This window comes from Mycobacterium sp. IDUB_36 (assembly GCF_055419225.1).
This window is the reverse complement of the sequence record NZ_JBVAXH010000001.1, coordinates 3,570,463-3,588,755: the sequence shown is the minus strand read 5'-3', so window position 1 is coordinate 3,588,755 and position 18,293 is coordinate 3,570,463. Positions and strand designations below refer to the sequence as shown.

Here is an 18,293-nt window from a genome sequence, read left to right as displayed (position 1 = left end):
CGATGAGCTTCTCGCTGATACCTCCGGAGATCAACTCCGCGCTGATGTACTCCGGCGCGGGGTCCAGTCCGTTGTTGGAGGCCGCGACGGCCTGGGACGAGTTGGCTGCCGATTTGGAAGCCACCGCGACCCAGTACCAGACCGCGGTCACCAATCTGACCACCGGCACGTGGCTCGGCCCGTCGTCGGCGCACATGGCCGCCGCCGCCGAGCCGTACATCGCCTGGCTGCAGAGCACGGCGGCCGAGGCCGCACAGACCGGCGCTCAGGCGAAGGCTGCGGCTGCGGCCTACCAGACGGCGTACTCGGCCATGGTCCCGCCGCCGATCATCGAAGCCAACCGGGCCGCGCTGACCACGCTGGTGTCCAACAACTTCCTCGGTCAGAACACCGGGGCGATCGCCCAGAACGAGGCCGAGTACCTGGAGATGTGGATCCAGGACGCCTTGGGCATGGACACCTACCAGCTGAATTCCACCGGTGCCGCCGGGGCACTGCCCGCGCAAACCGCGGCCCCGTTGGTGGCGTCGGGTGCCGACCCGACGCCGGCGGCTGCTGCGGCAGCAGCGCCTGCGGCGGCGAACGGCCTGGAATCGGTGTTGGTGGGGGCCATCCAGGGCGTCGCCAACCTGTTCGGGATCACAGCAGCCACCCCAGGTGGCACGCTGACTTCGCTCTCCGGATTGTCGACCTTTCTCCCGGCGGTGGGCACGGCTCTTGCGGCCAACCCATCAGCCGCGCTGCTTCCCGTTCAGGCCACGTACTACATGGGCATGCTGGGCAGCACGCCCGCTCGTATGTTCATGAACGGCGGAGGAAGCGGCAGCGGCGCCGGCGGCGGTCTCGCCGACACGTTGGAAACCATGAAGGGCTCGCTGCTCGACAACGTCGGCAAGCTGGTCGACCAAAAGGGCGAGCAGGTGCTCAGCGGTGTCTCCGGGCAGCTGTCCAAGTGGGGCTCGGGAATTCAGGCCGGCATCCAGGCGCAGATGTCCAATGCCCTGCACGCCGGCGGACTCTCGGTGCCGCACGGATGGCACACCGGCGCGTCGGGCGGAGAGCTCAGCCGTGCCGCTCCGCTGCTGCCGACCAACAGCGTCGCCGCGCCCAGCATGTCGACCGGCTTGCCCACCAGCCCGTTCTCGCAGGGCCTGATGGGCGCACTGGCCGGCCGCGGCATGAGTGCCATGGGTTCGAAGGTGGCCGCCAAAGTGATGCCGCGTTCGCCAGCCGGCGGATAGCACTGCCCCACAACGTAATAACTGCCAACACGCCTAAAACAAGGAGAAAATCATGCCCACACGCTTTATGACCGACCCGCACGAGATGCGGGCCATGGCAGGCCGTTTCGACGTCCACGCCCAGACCGTCGAGGACGAAGCCCGCAAGATGTGGGCCTCGAGCCAGAACATCGCCGGGGCCAGCTGGAGCGGCATGGCTCAGGCCACCTCCTACGACACCATGGGCCAGATGAACACGGCCTTCCGCAACATCGTGAACATGCTGCACAGCGTGCGTGACGGTCTGATCCGCGACGCCAACAACTACGAGAGCCAAGAGCAGGCCTCGCAGCAGATCCTGTCCAGCTAGCCGATCAACGAAACGTCATAGGAGAACAAGTCATGTCGATCAACTACCAGTTCGGCGATGTCGACGCCCACGGCGCGCTGATCCGCGCCCAGGCCGCTTCTCTGGAGGCCGAGCACCAAGCCATCGTTCGCGATGTGCTGGCTGCCGGTGACTTCTGGGGCGGCTCGGGTTCGGTGGCCTGCCAGGAGTTCATCACCTCGTTGGGTCGCAACTTCCAGGTGATCTACGAGCAGGCCAACAGCCACGGCCAGAAGGTCCAGACCGCCGGCAACAACATGTCGAGCACCGACGCCGCCGTCGGCGGTAGCTGGGCCTGACACCCGCACAGCGCCAACTGCGTTGGCGTTGAACGGCTTTCGAGACGCCGGCAGCGTCCGCACCACGCGGATCTGCCGGCGTTTTCGCGTCTTACCCCATTGACGGCCGGCTTTCCGACGACCCTGGGTCAGGTGAAAGCTCGCCGCGGCGACCCGCACGCGAGCGTTACCGCCGGTACCGGCTAGCCTGAACGGCAACCGCATGACAAGGAGCGTCCATGGAAGGCTTTGCCGGCAAAGTAGCCGTCGTGACCGGTGCCGGTTCGGGAATCGGTCAGGCACTGGCGATCGAACTCGGCCGCTCGGGCGCCTCGCTGGCGATCAGCGACGTCGACCTCGAAGGGTTGGCACACACCGAGGAACAACTCAAGGCGATCTCGGCGCCGGTGCGCTCCGATCGTCTCGACGTCACCGAGCGTGAAGCCTTCCAGGTCTACGCCGACCACATCAAAGAGCACTACGGCACGGTCAACCAGATCTACAACAACGCCGGCATCGCGTTCACCGGCGACGTCGAAATCACCCAGTTCAAAGAAATCGAAAAGGTGATGGACGTCGACTTCTGGGGAGTTGTCAACGGCACCAAGGCTTTTCTGCCGCACCTGATCGCCTCGGGTGACGGCCACGTGATCAACATCTCCAGCCTGTTCGGGCTGATGTCGATGCCGGGCCAAGCCGCCTACAACGCCGCCAAGTTCGCCGTGCGCGGGTTCACCGAATCGCTGGCCCAGGAGATGGCGCACAACGGCCACCCGGTGGGGGTCACCTCGGTGCATCCCGGTGGCATCAAGACTGCGATCGCCCGCAATGGCCTGGCCGCCGAGGGGGTGGACGCCGAGAAGACGGCGAAGCTGTTCGACCGTCGACTGGCCAACACCACCCCGGAACGGGCCGCCGAGATCATCCTGGACGGCGTTCGCAAGAAGAAGGTGCGGGTGCTGGTCGGGCCGGATGCGGTCGTCCTCGACGCGTTGGTGCGGCTCAGCGGCCCCAACTACCAGCGGCTGTTCGCCCCCGTCATCGCGAGACTCAAGCCGCCGTCACGCTAGGCGTTCCGCGGCGCGGTCAACGGGACCCTCGTCGTCAGCGGGGCCCTCTTCGCTGCTCCTCCTCAGACCGTCCCGGTCTGCATCGTCGTCAGCGGGACCCTCTTCGCTGCTCCTCCTCAGACCGCCCCGGTCTGCATCGTCGTCAGCGGGACTCTCTACGCTGCTCCTCCTCAGACCGCCCCGGTCTGCATCGTCGTCAGCGGGACCCAATACGCTGCTCCTCCTCAGACCGCCCCGGTCTGCATCGTCGTCAGCGGCCGAGCGGGTGTTCGCTCAGCCACGCGTCGGCCACCGCCTGCGGATCGGCGCCCGCGGCCACCTGACGGCGCATGTCGACCAGTGCGGCGGTGTCCAGCACACCGGCCACCTCGTTGACTGCCAGTAGCTGGCGGGTGCTCAACTCATTGCGGCGGTACAGCGGAACCACATTCTCGGCCTGCACCAGCGCCGGCTTGCCGTCGTTCAACACCACCAGGTCGACAGGCACGTTCGGCTCGGCCGACGAGGTCCACGCCGCCGTCACCTCACCGGATCGCACCGCCGCGAAAAGCGCTGCATCGTCCGGGAATTCACGCGCACCGGGCAGTCGGCAGCTACCGACGGCCGTGGGCGTCACGGCGCCGGCGAGTGTTCCGACCGTCAAGCCGTCGCAATGCTTGGTCAGCACGCCGAGATCGGTTGCGCCCCAGTCTTTCGCCGTCGCGGCGGCCACTGCCAGCGCGGGCTTGTCCTCGGCGGCGGTGGCGTAGTCGCCGGCGACGATACCCTCCGGCAGCGCGCCGATCATCGCCTTGTACACCTGGGCGTCGGACCACACCTTTGCCTCCGGCTGGTAGGTCCGCAGCACCCGGCCGGTCAGACTGGGAACCACCACGAACGCGCCGGAGTCCAACTTGGACAACGGGTCTGGTGCCTGCTCGGTGTGGGCCGGAAATCCGTAGGAACGCAGCGCCCCGGTGTAGACGTCGGCCAGCACCGTCGACTCGACACCGGCACGCGCTCCGACCACCAACTCGGCCGGACGATGAGCGGCGTGGCCGCATCCCGCCGTCGCCAGCACAGCCGTCAGCGCAAGCGCGCCGAGCCGGCTGCGCGTCACTCCGCCGTATCGGCGGCGGCCGCCACCGCGGCGGCAACCGCCGGCTCGACCCGCGGATCGAGCGGGCTCGGAACGATCCGGTCGTGCGCTAGATCGTCGGCGGCGATGGAGAAGATCGCCTCGGCCGCAGCCACTTTCATCTCTTCGGTGATCCGGCGGGCACCGGCGTCCAGCGCGCCGCGGAACACGCCGGGGAAAGCCAGCACGTTGTTGATCTGGTTCGGGAAATCACTGCGCCCGGTCGCCACGATCGCGGCATGCTTGGCCGCGGTGTCCGGGTGCACCTCAGGGTCGGGGTTCGACAATGCGAACACGATGCTCCGCGGCGCCATGGTGGCGATCAGTTCCTCGGGAACCACGCCGCCGGACACGCCGACGAAGACGTCGGCGCCTTCGAGCGCCTCGACCATGCCGCCGGTGCGGTCCAACGGATTGGTGCGCCCGGCGAGCTCGGCCTTGACACTGTTCATACCGGGGCGCTCGTGGTGCAGGATGCCTTGCGAGTCGAGCACAGTGATATCCGAAATGCCCTTGGTCTGAAGCAGATTCGCGCATGCCACACCGGCGGCTCCGGCACCGGAGACCACCACACGCAGCGCGGTCATGTCGCGGTCGAGCGCGGTTGCGGCGCCCATCAGGGCGGCCAGCACCACGATCGCGGTGCCGTGCTGATCGTCGTGCATCACCGGGCAGTCCAGCGCCTCGATGAGGCGGCGTTCGATCTCGAAGCAGCGCGGCGCCGAGATGTCCTCGAGGTTCACCGCTCCGAACGTCGGGCGCAGCCGAACCAGCGTCTCGACGATCTCATCGGGATCTTTGGTGTCCAGCACGATCGGGATGGCGTCCAGGCCGGCGAACTCCTTGAACAGCCCGCACTTACCTTCCATCACCGGCAGCGACGCGGCCGGACCGATGTCGCCCAGGCCGAGCACCGCGCTGCCGTCGCTGACCACCGCGACCAGCCGGCCCGACCAGGTGTAGCGGGCGGCCAGGGTGTGATCGCCGGCGATCGCGCGGCTCACCTGCGCCACACCGGGGGTGTAGGCGATCGACAGCGAGCGTTGGGTGTCCAGCGCCGTCGTCAAGCCGACGGAGAGCTTGCCGCCCGAGTGCGCCTCGAAGATCTCCGCATCGGTGATCGCACCCTCGTCGTTGCGGGTCTGTATCGATTCAACCAACTCAGACACGCTGCCCAGCGTACTGACTACTCATTAGTAGCCCTAATCGACGACGTGACCGGATGCGTCAGATCAAGCCCAGCTCAGTGACGGCTTTGCGCTCGTCGGCCAGCTCGGCGGTCGACTTGTCGATGCGGGTGCGGGAGAAGTCGTTGATCTCCAGTCCCTGGACGATGGTCCAGTCGCCACCGGAGGTGGTCACCGGGAACGACGAGATCAGGCCCTCCGGGACGTCGTAGGAGCCGTCGGAGACGACCGCCATCGACACCCAGTCGTCCTTCGGCGTGCCCAGCAGCCAGTCACGGGCGGCGTCGACGGTGGCCGACGCGGCCGACGCGGCCGACGAGCTGCCGCGCGCGTCGATGATCGCCGCGCCGCGCTTGGCAACGGTCGGGATGAAGTCGTCGGCGATCCACTTCTCGTCGTTGACCGTGTCGGCGGCGTTCTTGCCGTTGATCTCGGCGTGGAAGATGTCCGGGTACTGGGTGGCCGAGTGGTTGCCCCAGATGGTCACCTTCTTGATGTCGGTGACCTTCGCCCCGGTCTTCTTGGCCAGCTGCGAGATGGCCCGGTTGTGGTCCAGGCGGGTCAGCGCGGAGAACCGCTCCTTGGGGATGTCGGGAGCGTTCTTGTGCGCGATCAGCGCGTTGGTGTTGGCCGGGTTGCCGGTGACACCGATGCGGACGTCGTCGGCGGCGACGGAGTTCAGCGCCTTGCCCTGAGCGGTGAAGATGGCGCCGTTGGCCTCCAGCAGGTCGCCGCGCTCCATGCCCGGGCCGCGCGGACGGGCGCCGACCAGCAGCGCCAGGTTCACGCCGTCGAAGATCTTGTTCGGGTCGGCGCCGATCTGAACGCCGGACAGCAGCGGGAACGCGCCGTCGTCGAGCTCCATCACCACACCCTCGAGCGTCTTGAGCGCGGGCTCGATCTCCAGCAGCCGCAGCTCGATCGGGCGGTCGGGGCCCAGCAGCGAGCCGCTGGCCAGGCGAAACAGCAGGCTGTAGCCGATCTGGCCGGCGGCGCCGGTGACGGCGACCTTCAGGGGTGTAGTGCTCACGGGCTTTCGCTCCTTAAGTGGAGTGTGGGGCAGCTTGATGCGCTATGCGTCGCGTCGAAACTAGCGCACCGGCGCACCTGGGAAATCCCTACCCCACCTCGCTGTGAGCTGCGCCATCTGCTGGCAGGCGATTGCCATTTAGCGGGCGTAGCATGACCGAGGCTTTATCCGATCCGAGCTGCGACGGGAGGTGAAGGATGCCTTCGTTCCGCGATATCCCGGAAACGCTGCGTCCTCTGGCACGGCCTGAACGGGACGAGCCTCCCAGTCCCCCGCCGTTCGACCCGCCGGCCGACCTCGCGGTGGTGGATTGCGGGATCTACGTCGACGGTGTGCGACTTCCCGGGTCATTCGGGTACGCCGAAGCCCGGGCGAAGGTGACCGACCTGCAGCTGGACGGCCAGATGGCCTTCGCGTGGATCGGGCTGCACGCTCCGACCGAGCATCAGATGTTGGAGGTCGGCGACGCGTTCGGCATGCACGAACTCGCCATCGAGGACGCGGTCTGCGCCCATCAGCGTCCCAAGCTCGAGCGCTACGACGAGTCGCTGTTCCTGGTGCTCAAGACGCTGAACTACGTGCCCCACGAGTCGACGCTGCTGGCCCGCGAGATCGTCGAGACCGGCGAGATCATGGTCTTCGTCAACCGCGACTTCGTGGTGACGATCCGGCACGGCGATCACGGGCGGCTGTCGGACGTCCGTAAGCGGATGGATTCGGATCCGGACCACTTGCGGCTTGGCCCGTTCGCGGTGATGCACGCCATCGCGGACTCGGTGGTCGACCACTACCTCGAAGTCACCCAGCTGATGGAGGGCGACATCGACACCATCGAGGAAGAGGCCTTCGCGCCCGACCACCGCACCCAGATCGAGCCGATCTATCAGATGAAGCGCGAGGTGGTGGAGCTGCGCAGGTCGGTCAACCCGTTGTCGGTGCCGTTCGCGCGGCTGCAGACCGAACACAAGGACCTGGTCTCCAAAGAGGTCCGGCGCTATCTGCGCGACGTCGGCGACCACCACTCGCACGCGGCTGACCAGATCGCCAGCTACGACGAGAACCTCAGCTCGCTGGTCCAGGCGGCGCTGGCCCGGGTCGAGATGCAGCAGAACACCGACATGCGCAAGATGTCGGCGTGGGCGGCGCTGCTCGCGATCCCCACGATGGTCGCCGGCATCTACGGGATGAACTTCGAGTACATGCCCGGGCTGAAATGGCACTGGGGCTACCCGACGACGATCATCGGCACCGCGCTGATCTGTCTACTGCTGCACCGCAATTTCCGGCGCAACGATTGGCTGTAGCAGGCGCATTTCTGAGTTGACGCTCAATGCGGTTGCGCGGCAGGTCGATTGGGGTCCAGTACGTCGACCCCGTCGGTACGCCAGGCCTCCCGCATCGCGTCGGCGCCCTTGAGCCGGACCCAGGCGGCCTCGGTTGCGGTGATCGGCGTCGCGGCCAGAAAGCGCACCGGGTCGCGTGGCGGCTCCAGCGACAGCTCGGCAATGTCGCTGTCGCCCAGCAACACCGCGGTGAACGGCACCCTCGCCGACGGGTGGCTCCACAGCGGACCGCTGAGGTCGACCAGCGCGTCCGGCACCAACACCAGACCCTCGACGGCCGGTGCTGCCGCCACGATCGCCAGACTGCGGGCCAGCCCGGTGATGGCTTCGGTATTGCGCAGTCGCAGAACGACTTCGGCCCGCGGGCCGAGTTCGGGGTCGGCGACCATCGTCGTCGGGTCGACCATCGGCCGGCGCGAGCACCCCAGCGAGACGTAGTGCACGGTGTCGTCGAGGCGATACCGCAGCACGTCGATGGCGTCGGCACCCAGGAAGGTCACGCTGGCGACGTCGGGTTCGGCACCATCGAAGTGCGCGTCCAGGTGGGCGCGGACCCGGTCCAACGGCTGGGTCACGTGGCCACGGGCGCGAGTGTCACGTTGGCCCCGGTGTCGGGGTCGAACACGGCGATCTGCGTGGTGTCGAAGGCGAGCTCGATCGTGGCGCCCTTGGCGGCTTTGGACGCGGCCGGCACCCTGGCGACGAATTCGTGCTCCCCCGAACCGGATTCGTCTTCCAGATCGGACAGCTGTTCGGCGTGTACGGCGGATCCCTCGGTGGTGAAGTAGACGTACTTGTCGGCACCCAGCGACTCGACCATGTCGACCTTGACCTCGAAGGTCAGCGCGCTGATGCGCTGGTAGGCATCGATCAGTGCCGCGTCCTTCAGATGCTCGGGACGCACGCCGACGATCACGTTCTCCGGCGCCGGGTGCGCGGCCAGCGCTTCGAGGACGGGCGGGGTCAGCGTCACCTCGCCGAACGGCAGGCGCAGCCCGGTCGATGTCAGGGTGGCGGGAAAGAAGTTCATCGCCGGCGATCCGATGAAACCGGCGACGAACAGATTGGCCGGCCGCTCGTACAGTTCGTCAGGCGTGCCGATCTGTTGCACCACACCGGCGCGCATCACCACCACCCGGTCGCCGAGCGTCATCGCCTCGGTCTGGTCGTGGGTGACGTAGACGGTGGTGGTGCCCAGCCGCCGTTGCAGTCGCGCGATCTCACCACGCATCTGCACACGCAGTTTCGCGTCGAGGTTGGACAGCGGCTCGTCCATCAGAAAAGCCTTGGGATGCCGCACGATCGCGCGGCCCATCGCGACCCGCTGACGCTGGCCGCCGGACAGTTGCGCGGGCTTGCGGTCGAGCACCTCGGTCAGGTCGAGGATCTTCGCGGTGTCCTCGACCTTCTTGGCGACGTCCGCCTTCTTCATCTTCGCCAGCGTGAGCGGGAAGGCGATGTTCTGGCGCACGGTCATGTGCGGGTAAAGCGCATACGACTGGAACACCATCGCGATGTCGCGATCCTTGGGCGCCTTGTCGTTCACCCGTTCACCGCCGATGCGCAGCTCGCCGGAAGAGATATCCTCAAGCCCGGCAATCATATTCAGTGTCGTCGACTTTCCACAGCCGGACGGCCCGACCAGGATGATGAACTCACCCTCGGCGATGGTGAGGCTGAACTCCTGCACGGCCAGCGCGCCGTCGGGGTAACTCTTGGTCACCCGGTCCAACACAATCTCGGCCATCCGCTATCCCTTCACCGCACCGGACGTCAACCCCGCGACGATCCGTCGTTGGAAGACTAGAACAAAAACGATAATCGGCACCGTGATCACCATGGCGCCCGCGGCGATCGAACCGGTGGGCTCCTCGAATTGCGAACTGCCGGTGAAGTTCGCGATCGCGACCGGCGCGGTGACCGCCGCCCTGGTGGCGGTCAGCGACAACGCCAGCAGCAGGTCGTTCCAGGCGAAGATGAAGACCAGGATCGCCGTCGTCACGATTCCCGGCGCCGCCAGCGGCACGATCACCTTGCGGAAGGCCTGGGCCGCGGTGGCACCGTCCATCTTGGCCGCCTTTTCCAGATCCCACGGGATCTCCCGGAAGAACGCCGACAGCGTGTAGATCGACAGCGGCAGCGCGAACGTGATGTAAGGAATGATCAGCCCGGGCCAGGTGTCGAACAGCCCGATCCGGCGTTCGATGGTGAACAGTGGCGTGACCAACGAGATCGCCGGGAACATCGAGATCAACAGCACCGCACCGATCAACAGCCGCTTCCCGGGAAACTCCAGCCGCGCCACCGCGTAGGCCGCCATCGCGCCGATGACCACCGCGATCACCGTGGTGAGCACACCGATGCCGACCGAGTTGAGCAGCGCCGCGCTGAAGTAGTCGCCGCGGAAGATGCCCCGATAGTTGTCGAACGTCGGGTGTGACGGAATCAGCCTGCCGTCCTTGACCATTGACGTCGGCTTGAGCGAGAGACTGAGGATCCACAGCACCGGCACCAGCGCGTAGGCAAGCACCAGCGCGTCAGCGAGCAACCAGCCCGCCGCGCGCCGGGCGCCGATCCGTTCAGCGGCCATCGCCGCCGCCCGGGGCCGCCGCGCCGAAGAACTTGATGAAGACGAGCGCGATCAGCGTGACGCAGCAGAAGATCAACACCGAAATCGCGGATCCCAGGCCGACATTGAACCCCTTGAAGAGGTTGTCGTAGCCCAGGACCGACACCGAGCCGGTGTTGCCGGTGCCACCGGTGAGCACGTAGATGTTGTCGAAGATGCGGAATGCGTCCAGCGTGCGGAACAGCAGTGCGACCAGGATCGCCGGCTTGATCAACGGCAACGTGACTTTCGTCAGTCGCCGCCACGCGCCGGCCCCGTCCACCTCGGCCGCCTTCAGCAGGTCGGCCGGCACCAGCGCCAGACCGGCCAGCAGTAGCAACGACATGAACGGGGTGGTCTTCCACACCTCCGCGACCACCACCACCCCAAGTGCCGAAAACTGGTGTGCCAACGGCGCGCTGCTGTGCGGCAGCAGGTTGGCCAGATACCCGGTGCCCGGTGTCCAGGCGTAGAACCAGCTGTACGAGGCGGCCACCGTGACGATGCCGTACGGAATCAGCACCGCGGTGCGCACCAGACCCTTGCCGATCACCGTGCGATGCATCGTCAGCGCCAGCGCCAGGCCGAGCACGAATTCGATCGACACCGAGGCCACCGTGATCGCCAGCGTCACCGCGAGTGCGGTCCACCAGTACCGGTCGGTGAGGATGGTCTGGTAGTTGCCCAGACCGACGAAGCGGGTGTCGTTCGGGGTGGCCAGGTTGTTGCGCTGCAGGCTCAGCCAGACCGCGTAACCGATCGGGTACGCGGTGACGGCCAGCATCAGCACCGCGGCGGGCGCGATCAGGGCGAACGCCAATCTCTTTTCACCCGAACGATGTCCGCTCACGGCAAGAGACCCTTGCCCTGTATCGCCTTGCGCACCTGCACCGCGAGCTGGTCGGCAGTCCGCTCCGGATCGATCCGGGTGATCGGGGCCAGGGTCGCGGCGATCCGGGTCGAGACCGACTGGTAGGCCGGTGTCGCGAACCGGACCGCGGGGCTGGTGAGTTGCCGGCGAATGATGTCGTACATCGGGTACCTCGCCTGGAACTGCGGGTCGGTGTACAGGGACGCGCGGACCGCGGGCAGGCCGCCGCTGAGCGAGACGAACTTCTCGCTGGCCGGGCTGCGTAGACACCGGATCGCCTCGAACGCCTCGGCCTTACGCCGGCTGGTCGCGGACACCGCGAGGTTGAGCCCGCCGATCGTCACCTTGGCGGGCTGACCCGGTTGCACCATCGGGTAGGGGGCGAAGCCGAAAACTTTTGTGCTGGCTTCATCTGCCTCGCGAAACTGCTGCTCGGTGGGAGCGAACGAACCGATGTCGTTGATGCTGCCGGCCAGATCCGGCCGACGGTTCAGCGGCAGAAACGGCACGCCCCCCTTCACGGCGTTCTCCAGCATGGAGGCCAGCGCGTAGGGCCAGTTGACCTCGAGCGCGGAGCGGCCCTGCTCGAACGCGAGCCGCGCGGTGCCGGCGTCGGACCGGATGACCGAGGGGTCGGCACCCGGCGCGTCGGCCACCGACTTCATGATCCGCAAGGCCTTGACCGTTGCGGCGCGGTGCTGCGGGGTGTCGGTGAGCGTGACCGTGCCGCCGTCGTCGGAAAGCACTTGTCCGCCGGCACTTTCCAGCAGGGTGTTGAACCACACCATCACGGCCTCGTTCTGGTTGGCCTGCACACCGATCCAGCTGGGCCCGCCGCCGGCGTACAGGCGGGTGGCCTCGGCGATGACCCCGTCCCAGGTGGTCGGCGGCTTGTCCATCAAATCCGGTCGATACCAGAGTAATTGGGTGTTGGTGGTGACCGGCGCCCCGAACAGCCGTTGCTTCCACGTCGCGGTGGACAGCGGCCCCGGCAGCGTGTCGGTGCGGGCATCGTCCTCGGCGCGGTGCGCCGGATCGTCGGACAGCGGCACCGCCCAGCCCGCTTCGGCGAACTCGGCGGTCCAGATCACGTCCATCGCGATGATGTCGACGGTGTGGTCATGGGCGCTGAGCCGGCGGGCCAACTGGATGCGCTGATCGTCGGTAGACCGCGGCAGGCTGAAGTGCCGGATCCTGAACCGGCCGCCGAGCTGATCGGTGCAGCGCTGCGCCAGCGCGGCGAACGCCGCCGCGTCCCCGGCCGGGGTGTAGAAGCCGACCACCCGGCCGTCGTCGCGGGAGCCGCACGCCGACAGCACCGACGCGGCCGTCAGCACCGCAGCGGCGATCGCGCCCCACCGGCGATGCACGCTCAGATGGCCAGGCGGGCCAGCAGATCCCGTGCCTGCTCAGCGTTCTTCGGGTCACAGAGCACGTCGTAGCGGCCGGCGACCAACTGCATCGTCGAACTGAAGTCGCGGGTGCCCCGCGCCATCGAGTACGGGATCGCGGAGCTGATCAACCCGAAGAACACCCCCGCGACCAGGCCGGTGGTCAGCGCCCCCAACGGGTGCGGGTTGGAGAACACCAGGCTCAGCATCAGCCCGATGAACAGGCCCAGCCACGCCCCGCTGACCACGCCGCCGCCTAGTACTTTCGGCCAGGTCAGCCGACCGGTCACCCGCTCGACCTGCATCAGGTCGACCCCGACGATGGTGACCTGCTGCACCGGAAACTGCTGGTCGGACAGATAGTCGACGGCGCGTTGCGCTTCGGCGTAGGTGGGGTACGAACCGACCGGCCAGCCTCTGGGTGGCGTCGGCAGTCCCGGGGCACGCTTACTCCCGGCCGGGGTGCCGGGGGCGGCACCGGGAACCTGTCCGGGCTGAAAAGGGCTGCTCATGGCTTACATTGTGCGCGCTGGGCCGCCGCGGGAGCTGCGCCACCGGCAAACTCCGACCGCCACCTGCGCAAACACCCGCGGACGACCCGTCGACTCTGACTCCGCGGCGCGGAACCGCGCGTAGCTGACACACGCAGGCTCAACGCGTTCCGCCACGCTAGGTTGAAGAGCATGACAGCTCCGGGTGGCGGTGACCCCAACCGCAATCAGCCGGACCCCTGGCAGCAGTACCAGCATCCGCCGGTCGATCCCCAGGAGCCGGTGAACTACCCGGACTACCCGCCGGCCCCGCCTTACCCAGGCCCGCAGTCGCCGTACAGCTATCCGCCACCACCGCCGTATAGCGGCCCCGGTGGCTACGGCGTTCCGCCGCCGTCGCCGTATGGCAGCCCGGGCGGATACGGCACGCCGCCGCCCTACTCGTACGACCCGTACCAGGCCTACGGCGCCAACCCGCGGACAACCAACGGGCTGGCGGTGGCGTCGCTGATCACCTCGATCGCGGGCGTGGTGCTCGGCATTCCGCTGGCCATCTTCTGCTTTGTCGGCTGGCTGATTCCGGTCGCCGCGGCAGTGATGGGCGCCGTCGCGCTGAGCCAGATCAAGCGCACGGGTCAGGAGGGCCGGGGGCTCGCCATCGCCGCGGTGGTCGTGGGCGCCGGCACCGCAGCGTTGCTGCTGCTGTTCATGGCGATGTACACCGCCGCGGCGCTGCACATCCCGGTGTTCGTCCGCTAGACCTGACCGGTCGGCGGCTCGAACGGGTCGGACTTACGCTCCATACTCGCCGCGCGTCCTTTCGCGGCGATCACCAGCGCCATCTTGCGGCTGGCCTCGTCGAGCATCTCGTCGCCGAGCATCACCGCGCCCCGGGCACCGCCCGCCGCCGAGGTGTGCCACTCGTAGGCCTCCAGGATCAGCTCCGCGTGGTCGTAATCGGCCTGCCGCGGGCTGAAGATCTCGTTGCCCGCGGCGATCTGGTCGGGATGCAGCACCCACTTGCCGTCGTAGCCCAGCGCCGCCGACCGGCCGGCCACCCGCCGGAACGCCTCGACGTCGCGCACCTTGAGATACGGGCCGTCGACGGCGGCTTTGCCGTGGGCGCGCGCGGCCACCAGGATCGTCATCAGCACGTGGTGATAGGCGTCGCCGACGTCGTAGCCCTCCGGCTGCTCGCCGACCACCAGCGTGCGGGTGTTCAGGTTCGCCATCAGGTCCGCAGGTCCCAGGACCAGCGCCTGGACCCGCGGCTCGGCGGCGATCGCGTTGATGTTGGTCAGGCCCCGGGCGTCCTCGATCTGCGCGTCGATGCCGATCTCGCCGAGCGGCAGCCCGTGCACGGTCTCCAACTGGGTGAGCAGCAGGCCGAGTGCCTGAACGTGCGAGACGTCCGACACCTTCGGCAGTACCACCACGTCGAGTCTGGCGTCGGGCGCCGCACCCACGGCGGACACCACCTCGATGATGTCGGCATGCGTCCACGGCGTGGTCCAGTCGTTGACCCGCACCCCGCGCAGCTGACCGGCCCAACCCGGCGCGGCCAGCGCGGCGGCGACCCGGCCGCGGGCGTCGGCCTTGGCGTCCGGGGCCACCGCGTCCTCCAGATCGAGGAACACCTCGTCGGCGGGAAGGCTTTTGGACTTGTCGATCATCTTCTGGCTACTCCCCGGCACGGACAGGCAGGTGCGACGGGGCCGGTACGCGTTGTTCACACCTCACTCCTACCCTGTTCAACCATGGCCTCGATCAACAGGGTGTACGCCGCGCGACTGGCGCGAATGCAGGTCCTGGGACCGATGGGCGAGTCGCTCGGCCGGGTACGCGACGTCGTGGTCAGCATCAGCATCGTTCGCCAGCAACCTCGGGTTCTCGGGCTCGTGGTCGAAATGGCCTCGCGCCGAAGAATTTTCGTGCCGATCCTGCGGGTGTCCTCGATCGAGCCCAACGCGGTCACGCTGACCACCAACAACGTATCGATGCTGCGATTCCAGCAGCGGCCCGGTGAAGTCCTGGTGCTGGGCCAGATCGTCGACACCAAGGTGCGGGTCAACGATCCCGAACTGCCCGAGCTCGCCGACGTCGACGTCGTCGTCACCGACCTGGGTCTGGAGCAGACCCGCACCCGGGACTGGTTGGCCACCCGCGTCTCGGTGCGGATGCCGCGAAAGCTCGGCCGGCGCAGCGCCACCCACATCGTCGGCTGGCGCAACGTGTCCGGCCTGACCCCGTCGGCGCTGGCGATGCCCGGCCAGGGCGTCGCCCAACTGCTGCACCAGTTCGAGAAGTGGCGGCCGATCGAGGTGGCCGACGCGGTGCGCGAGCTGCCGCCCAAGCGGCGGTACGAGGTGGTCTCCGCCCTCGACAACGACCGGCTCGCCGACGTCCTGCAAGAGCTGCCCGAACAGGAGCAGGCCGAGCTGCTGATGCAGCTGGGCGACGAGCGGGCGGCCGACGTGCTCGAGGAGATGGACCCCGACGACGCCGCCGACCTGCTCGGCACGATGGCGCCGACGCTGGCCGAGCGGCTGCTGCGACAGATGGATCCCGAGGAGTCCGACCCGGTGCGACGGCTGTTGAAGCACTCTCCGGACACCGCGGGCGGGTTGATGACGTCCGAGCCGGTGGTGTTGACGCCGGACACCTCGGTCGCCGAGGCGCTGGCCCGGGTCCGCGATCCGGATCTGACGCCCGCGTTGTCGTCGCTGGTGCTGGTGGTCCGACCGCCGACGGCCACTCCGACCGGGCAGTACCTGGGATGCGTCGCCCTGCAGCGCCTGCTGCGCGAACCCCCGTCGATGCTGGTCGGCGGCATCGTCGACGCGGATCTGCCATGGCTGGAGCCCGACACGTCGCTACCGGTGCTGACCCGCTACTTCGCCGCGTACAACCTGGTCTGCGGCCCGGTGGTGGACGCACAGCATCACCTGCTCGGCGCGGTGACCGTCGACGATGTGCTCGACCACCTGCTGCCGCACGACTGGCGCGACTCCACCGAGGAACCGGCGCTCGGGGCGGGAGGCATGACGTGAGCAAGTCGTCCGCGCCGCGCTCGCGGCTCTACACCCCGCGCATCTCACGGCTCTCGGCGCCGCGGCTGGACGCCGAAGCCGTCGGGAATTTCACCGAGTCGATCGCCCGCTTCTTCGGCACCGGCAGCTATCTGCTGATCCAGACCATCGTGGTGATGGTGTGGATTCTGCTCAACGTCTTCGCGGTCAGCCTGCGCTGGGACCCGTATCCCTTCATCTTGCTCAACCTCGCGTTCTCCACCCAGGCCGCCTATGCGGCCCCGTTGATCCTGCTGGCCCAGAACCGTCAGGAGAACCGCGACCGGGTCACCCTGGAACAGGATCGGCGACGCGCCGAGGAAACCAAGGCCGACACCGAATACCTGGCGCGCGAGCTGGCCGCGCTGCGATTGGCGATCGGGGATGTGGCCAAGAACCGGGAGTCCCTGCGCCGCGAGATCGAAGACCTGCGCGATCTCTTGCAGGAGCGGGTCTCGAAAGGTCCGAAAGACACCGGCGACGAGGCCGATCGGCGGGCCAAGTCCGCTTATTGACACCGCGGCGCGGACACGGCGTTTTCACAGGTAGCGAGTCCGTCATTGTTGTCACTGGAGTCACCACTGTTATGTATGGTGACGTAGTTCACGAGGCTCTCGAGCACAAGACAGGTCGAGGCGGGTAGGGGGACGCATGGGCTTACGTCCAGCCCTTGCAAAGATGCGAAAGCCAGTCCTTCGCATGCCAAAAGCCCCGAAAATGCCTGCCGCCGTTGGGAATACGGCCTCAACGGTCGGCGGAGTGCTTTTCCGCACGGCGGACAACCTGCGCATCCTCTACGCCTACGACCTGATGGTGGACGGCTACGACGCCGTGGCGTTCGCCGCACGGGCCGCCACCTCGACCGTCCAACGATCACTGGCCAGCGGCGCCAAGTCACCGGCGTTCGGCGTGGCGATGATCGCCTGCCTGGTCTACGCCAGCGTCGACGGGGCCGGCGCACCGCCGTTCCCGCTGACCAAGTCGACGGTGCGCGACGCCGCGATCACCCCCGTCGCCGCGGTGGCGCGGGCATCCACCGACCCGACCGGCCCACTGGTCGTCGCGGTCGAGCATCCCAAGGTCGGCTTCCACGTCGCCGAAGCCGCCGCGTCGGCGCCGCCGCCGACATTGGTGGTGAATACGCCTGGGACGCTGGGTATTCCGTCGATGGCGCTGACCGCGTACCGCAACGCCGAGCGGATGCTGGCCACCTCGGAACCGGGTTGCGGCATCAGCTGGAACCTGCTCGCGGGTATCGGTCGCATCGAGTCGGGCCATGCCAACGGCGGCGCCACCGACGCGCGCGGCACCGCGGTCCGGCCGATCTACGGGCCGACGCTGGACGGCACGCTGCCTGGCAACGAGGTGATCGTCCAGAGCAGCGCGCAGGGCCGGGTCAACTACGCCCGCGCGATGGGGCCGATGCAGTTCCTGCCGGGCACCTGGGCGCGCTACGCCTCCGACGGCGACGGCGACGGTACGGCCGATCCCCAGAACCTCTACGACGCCACCCTGGCGGCGGCCCGCTACCTGTGCAGCGGCGGGCTGAACCTGCGCGACCAGTCACAGGTGCTGTCGTCGATCCTGCGCTACAACAACTCGATGCCCTACGCGCAGAACGTGCTCGGCTGGGCCGCGGCGTACGCCACCGGCGTCGTGCCGGTCGACCTGCCGCCGCTGACCGGGCCGGCGCCGCCACTGGGCGACGCGCACCTCGAGCACGCCGAAGGCCTCGGGCCCAACCTGCCGTTGAACATGCACGGACTGTCGGGCAGCGACCCGATGGCCCGATCGCCGTTGATCGATCTCAGCGGCAACGCCGGCAGCGGCCAGCCCTGGGCGGCGCAGGGCCCGGTCGGCTACGGCCCGTCGTGCACGGTCATCTGCATCGGCCAGCAAGCACCGGGACCTGCCCAGATCAACGTCCCGACGCCCGATGCGCTGGCACCGCAGGCCCCGGCCGGGATGGTGCCGCCGACGTTCGGCCCCGCGTTCCTGCCCCCGCAGGTCCCGCCGCCCGCCTTTGTTCCGCCGGCTTTCGTTCCGCCGGCATTTGTTCAGCCCGCCGCGCCGGCGCCCATCGTGCCGGCGCCCGTTGCTGGGAACCCGATGCCCCCCGTCGCCGTGCCCCCGGCTGCAGCGGTGGTCCCGGCACCCGCGCAACCCGTCGGCACGCCGCCAGGCCCCCCGGCCTGACCAAGCGCGTTATCCGCCTGCATCGTCGCAGCACT

19 protein-coding genes are annotated in these 18,293 nt (G+C 68.0%); 9 read left to right on the top strand and 10 right to left on the bottom strand.

Features of this window, described 5'->3' with window-relative positions; genetic code table 11:
- The first annotated feature begins 2 nt into the window (after positions 1-2).
- The 4 genes from ACZYW1_RS17825 (at position 3) to ACZYW1_RS17810 (ending at position 2,956) form a co-directional block, all read left to right on the top strand.
- Positions 3-1,241 carry a PPE family protein gene (locus ACZYW1_RS17825; protein WP_463787502.1) on the top strand — a complete coding sequence of 413 codons (1,239 nt, stop codon included), beginning with the start codon at positions 3-5 and terminating at the stop codon, positions 1,239-1,241.
- A gap of 52 nt (positions 1,242-1,293) precedes the next feature.
- A complete protein-coding gene (locus tag ACZYW1_RS17820; RefSeq protein ID WP_463787501.1) occupies positions 1,294-1,590 on the top strand; it encodes a WXG100 family type VII secretion target in 297 nt (98 codons plus the stop codon).
- Between the two features lie 32 nt (positions 1,591-1,622).
- Positions 1,623-1,907, top strand: a complete 285-nt coding sequence (locus tag ACZYW1_RS17815) for a WXG100 family type VII secretion target (RefSeq protein WP_463782736.1) — start codon at positions 1,623-1,625, stop codon at positions 1,905-1,907.
- A gap of 218 nt (positions 1,908-2,125) precedes the next feature.
- Positions 2,126-2,956, top strand: coding sequence for an SDR family NAD(P)-dependent oxidoreductase (locus ACZYW1_RS17810; protein WP_463787500.1), 831 nt, complete (start codon positions 2,126-2,128; stop codon positions 2,954-2,956).
- 250 nt (positions 2,957-3,206) lie between these two features.
- Here ACZYW1_RS17810 and ACZYW1_RS17805 read toward each other — a convergent pair whose 3' ends face one another.
- From ACZYW1_RS17805 to ACZYW1_RS17795, 3 genes are read right to left on the bottom strand one after another with little or no spacing between them, the layout of a single operon-like run.
- Positions 3,207-4,055, bottom strand: a complete 849-nt coding sequence (locus ACZYW1_RS17805; RefSeq protein ID WP_463787499.1) for a glycine betaine ABC transporter substrate-binding protein — start codon at positions 4,053-4,055, stop codon at positions 3,207-3,209.
- On the bottom strand, positions 4,052-5,242 hold the full coding sequence (locus ACZYW1_RS17800; protein WP_463787498.1) for an NAD(P)-dependent malic enzyme: 1,191 nt from the start codon (positions 5,240-5,242) through the stop codon (positions 4,052-4,054). The genes ACZYW1_RS17805 and ACZYW1_RS17800 overlap by 4 nt, the downstream gene beginning before the upstream one ends.
- A gap of 58 nt (positions 5,243-5,300) precedes the next feature.
- On the bottom strand, positions 5,301-6,290 hold the full coding sequence (locus tag ACZYW1_RS17795; RefSeq protein ID WP_463787497.1) for a malate dehydrogenase: 990 nt from the start codon (positions 6,288-6,290) through the stop codon (positions 5,301-5,303).
- A 197-nt stretch (positions 6,291-6,487) separates the two neighbouring features.
- Here ACZYW1_RS17795 and ACZYW1_RS17790 point away from each other — a divergent pair, with 197 nt between their 5' ends.
- Positions 6,488-7,594 carry a magnesium and cobalt transport protein CorA gene (locus tag ACZYW1_RS17790; RefSeq protein WP_463787496.1) on the top strand — a complete coding sequence of 369 codons (1,107 nt, stop codon included), beginning with the start codon at positions 6,488-6,490 and terminating at the stop codon, positions 7,592-7,594.
- 23 nt (positions 7,595-7,617) lie between these two features.
- Here the strand turns inward: ACZYW1_RS17790 and ACZYW1_RS17785 are convergent, their stop codons facing one another.
- The 6 genes from ACZYW1_RS17785 to ACZYW1_RS17760 are packed head-to-tail and all read right to left on the bottom strand — an operon-like array spanning position 7,618 to position 13,015.
- Positions 7,618-8,208, bottom strand: a complete 591-nt coding sequence (locus ACZYW1_RS17785; RefSeq protein WP_463787495.1) for a suppressor of fused domain protein — start codon at positions 8,206-8,208, stop codon at positions 7,618-7,620.
- The gene (locus tag ACZYW1_RS17780; protein ID WP_463787494.1) at positions 8,205-9,380 is read right to left on the bottom strand and encodes an ABC transporter ATP-binding protein; all 1,176 of its coding nucleotides are present in this window, start codon (positions 9,378-9,380) and stop codon (positions 8,205-8,207) included. Before ACZYW1_RS17780 ends, ACZYW1_RS17785 begins: the two co-directional genes overlap by 4 nt.
- Before the next feature lie 3 nt (positions 9,381-9,383).
- Positions 9,384-10,208, bottom strand: a complete 825-nt coding sequence (locus tag ACZYW1_RS17775) for a carbohydrate ABC transporter permease (RefSeq protein ID WP_463787884.1) — start codon at positions 10,206-10,208, stop codon at positions 9,384-9,386.
- Between the two features lie 4 nt (positions 10,209-10,212).
- Positions 10,213-11,091: a carbohydrate ABC transporter permease gene (locus ACZYW1_RS17770; protein ID WP_463787493.1), complete on the bottom strand. Its 879-nt coding sequence runs from the start codon at positions 11,089-11,091 to the stop codon at positions 10,213-10,215.
- On the bottom strand, positions 11,088-12,488 hold the full coding sequence (locus ACZYW1_RS17765; RefSeq protein ID WP_463787883.1) for an extracellular solute-binding protein: 1,401 nt from the start codon (positions 12,486-12,488) through the stop codon (positions 11,088-11,090). Before ACZYW1_RS17765 ends, ACZYW1_RS17770 begins: the two co-directional genes overlap by 4 nt.
- Positions 12,485-13,015, bottom strand: coding sequence for a YflT domain-containing protein (locus tag ACZYW1_RS17760; protein ID WP_463787492.1), 531 nt, complete (start codon positions 13,013-13,015; stop codon positions 12,485-12,487). The genes ACZYW1_RS17765 and ACZYW1_RS17760 overlap by 4 nt, the downstream gene beginning before the upstream one ends.
- A gap of 171 nt (positions 13,016-13,186) precedes the next feature.
- On the opposite strand from ACZYW1_RS17760, the gene ACZYW1_RS17755 reads away from it, so the two are divergent.
- Complete coding sequence (locus ACZYW1_RS17755; RefSeq protein WP_463787491.1) at positions 13,187-13,753, top strand: DUF4190 domain-containing protein; 567 nt, start codon at positions 13,187-13,189, stop codon at positions 13,751-13,753.
- Here ACZYW1_RS17755 and ACZYW1_RS17750 read toward each other — a convergent pair.
- The gene (locus tag ACZYW1_RS17750; RefSeq protein WP_463787490.1) at positions 13,750-14,727 is read right to left on the bottom strand and encodes an HpcH/HpaI aldolase/citrate lyase family protein; all 978 of its coding nucleotides are present in this window, start codon (positions 14,725-14,727) and stop codon (positions 13,750-13,752) included. The genes ACZYW1_RS17755 and ACZYW1_RS17750 overlap by 4 nt on opposite strands.
- 24 nt (positions 14,728-14,751) lie before the next feature.
- Here ACZYW1_RS17750 and ACZYW1_RS17745 point away from each other — a divergent pair, with 24 nt between their 5' ends.
- From ACZYW1_RS17745 to ACZYW1_RS17735, 3 genes are all read left to right on the top strand, one after another.
- Complete coding sequence (locus ACZYW1_RS17745) at positions 14,752-16,044, top strand: magnesium transporter MgtE N-terminal domain-containing protein (protein WP_463787489.1); 1,293 nt, start codon at positions 14,752-14,754, stop codon at positions 16,042-16,044.
- On the top strand, positions 16,041-16,577 hold the full coding sequence (locus ACZYW1_RS17740; protein WP_463787488.1) for a DUF1003 domain-containing protein: 537 nt from the start codon (positions 16,041-16,043) through the stop codon (positions 16,575-16,577). Before ACZYW1_RS17745 ends, ACZYW1_RS17740 begins: the two co-directional genes overlap by 4 nt.
- A gap of 295 nt (positions 16,578-16,872) precedes the next feature.
- A complete protein-coding gene (locus ACZYW1_RS17735; protein ID WP_463787882.1) occupies positions 16,873-18,258 on the top strand; it encodes a lytic transglycosylase domain-containing protein in 1,386 nt (461 codons plus the stop codon).
- Positions 18,259-18,293: the final 35 nt, after the last annotated feature.

Bases quoted from the DNA above. Each gene is read 5' to 3' on its own strand.
- ACZYW1_RS17825 (WP_463787502.1), top strand. From the start codon at position 3: ATGAGCTTCTCGCTGATACCTCCGGAGATCAACTCCGCGCTGATGTAC.
- ACZYW1_RS17820 (WP_463787501.1), top strand. From the start codon at position 1,294: ATGCCCACACGCTTTATGACCGACCCGCACGAGATGCGGGCCATGGCA.
- ACZYW1_RS17815 (WP_463782736.1), top strand. From the start codon at position 1,623: ATGTCGATCAACTACCAGTTCGGCGATGTCGACGCCCACGGCGCGCTG.
- ACZYW1_RS17810 (WP_463787500.1), top strand. From the start codon at position 2,126: ATGGAAGGCTTTGCCGGCAAAGTAGCCGTCGTGACCGGTGCCGGTTCG.
- ACZYW1_RS17790 (WP_463787496.1), top strand. From the start codon at position 6,488: ATGCCTTCGTTCCGCGATATCCCGGAAACGCTGCGTCCTCTGGCACGG.
- ACZYW1_RS17780 (WP_463787494.1), bottom strand. From the start codon at position 9,380: ATGGCCGAGATTGTGTTGGACCGGGTGACCAAGAGTTACCCCGACGGC.
- ACZYW1_RS17760 (WP_463787492.1), bottom strand. From the start codon at position 13,015: ATGAGCAGCCCTTTTCAGCCCGGACAGGTTCCCGGTGCCGCCCCCGGC.
- ACZYW1_RS17755 (WP_463787491.1), top strand. From the start codon at position 13,187: ATGACAGCTCCGGGTGGCGGTGACCCCAACCGCAATCAGCCGGACCCC.
- ACZYW1_RS17745 (WP_463787489.1), top strand. From the start codon at position 14,752: ATGGCCTCGATCAACAGGGTGTACGCCGCGCGACTGGCGCGAATGCAG.
- ACZYW1_RS17735 (WP_463787882.1), top strand. From the start codon at position 16,873: ATGGTGGACGGCTACGACGCCGTGGCGTTCGCCGCACGGGCCGCCACC.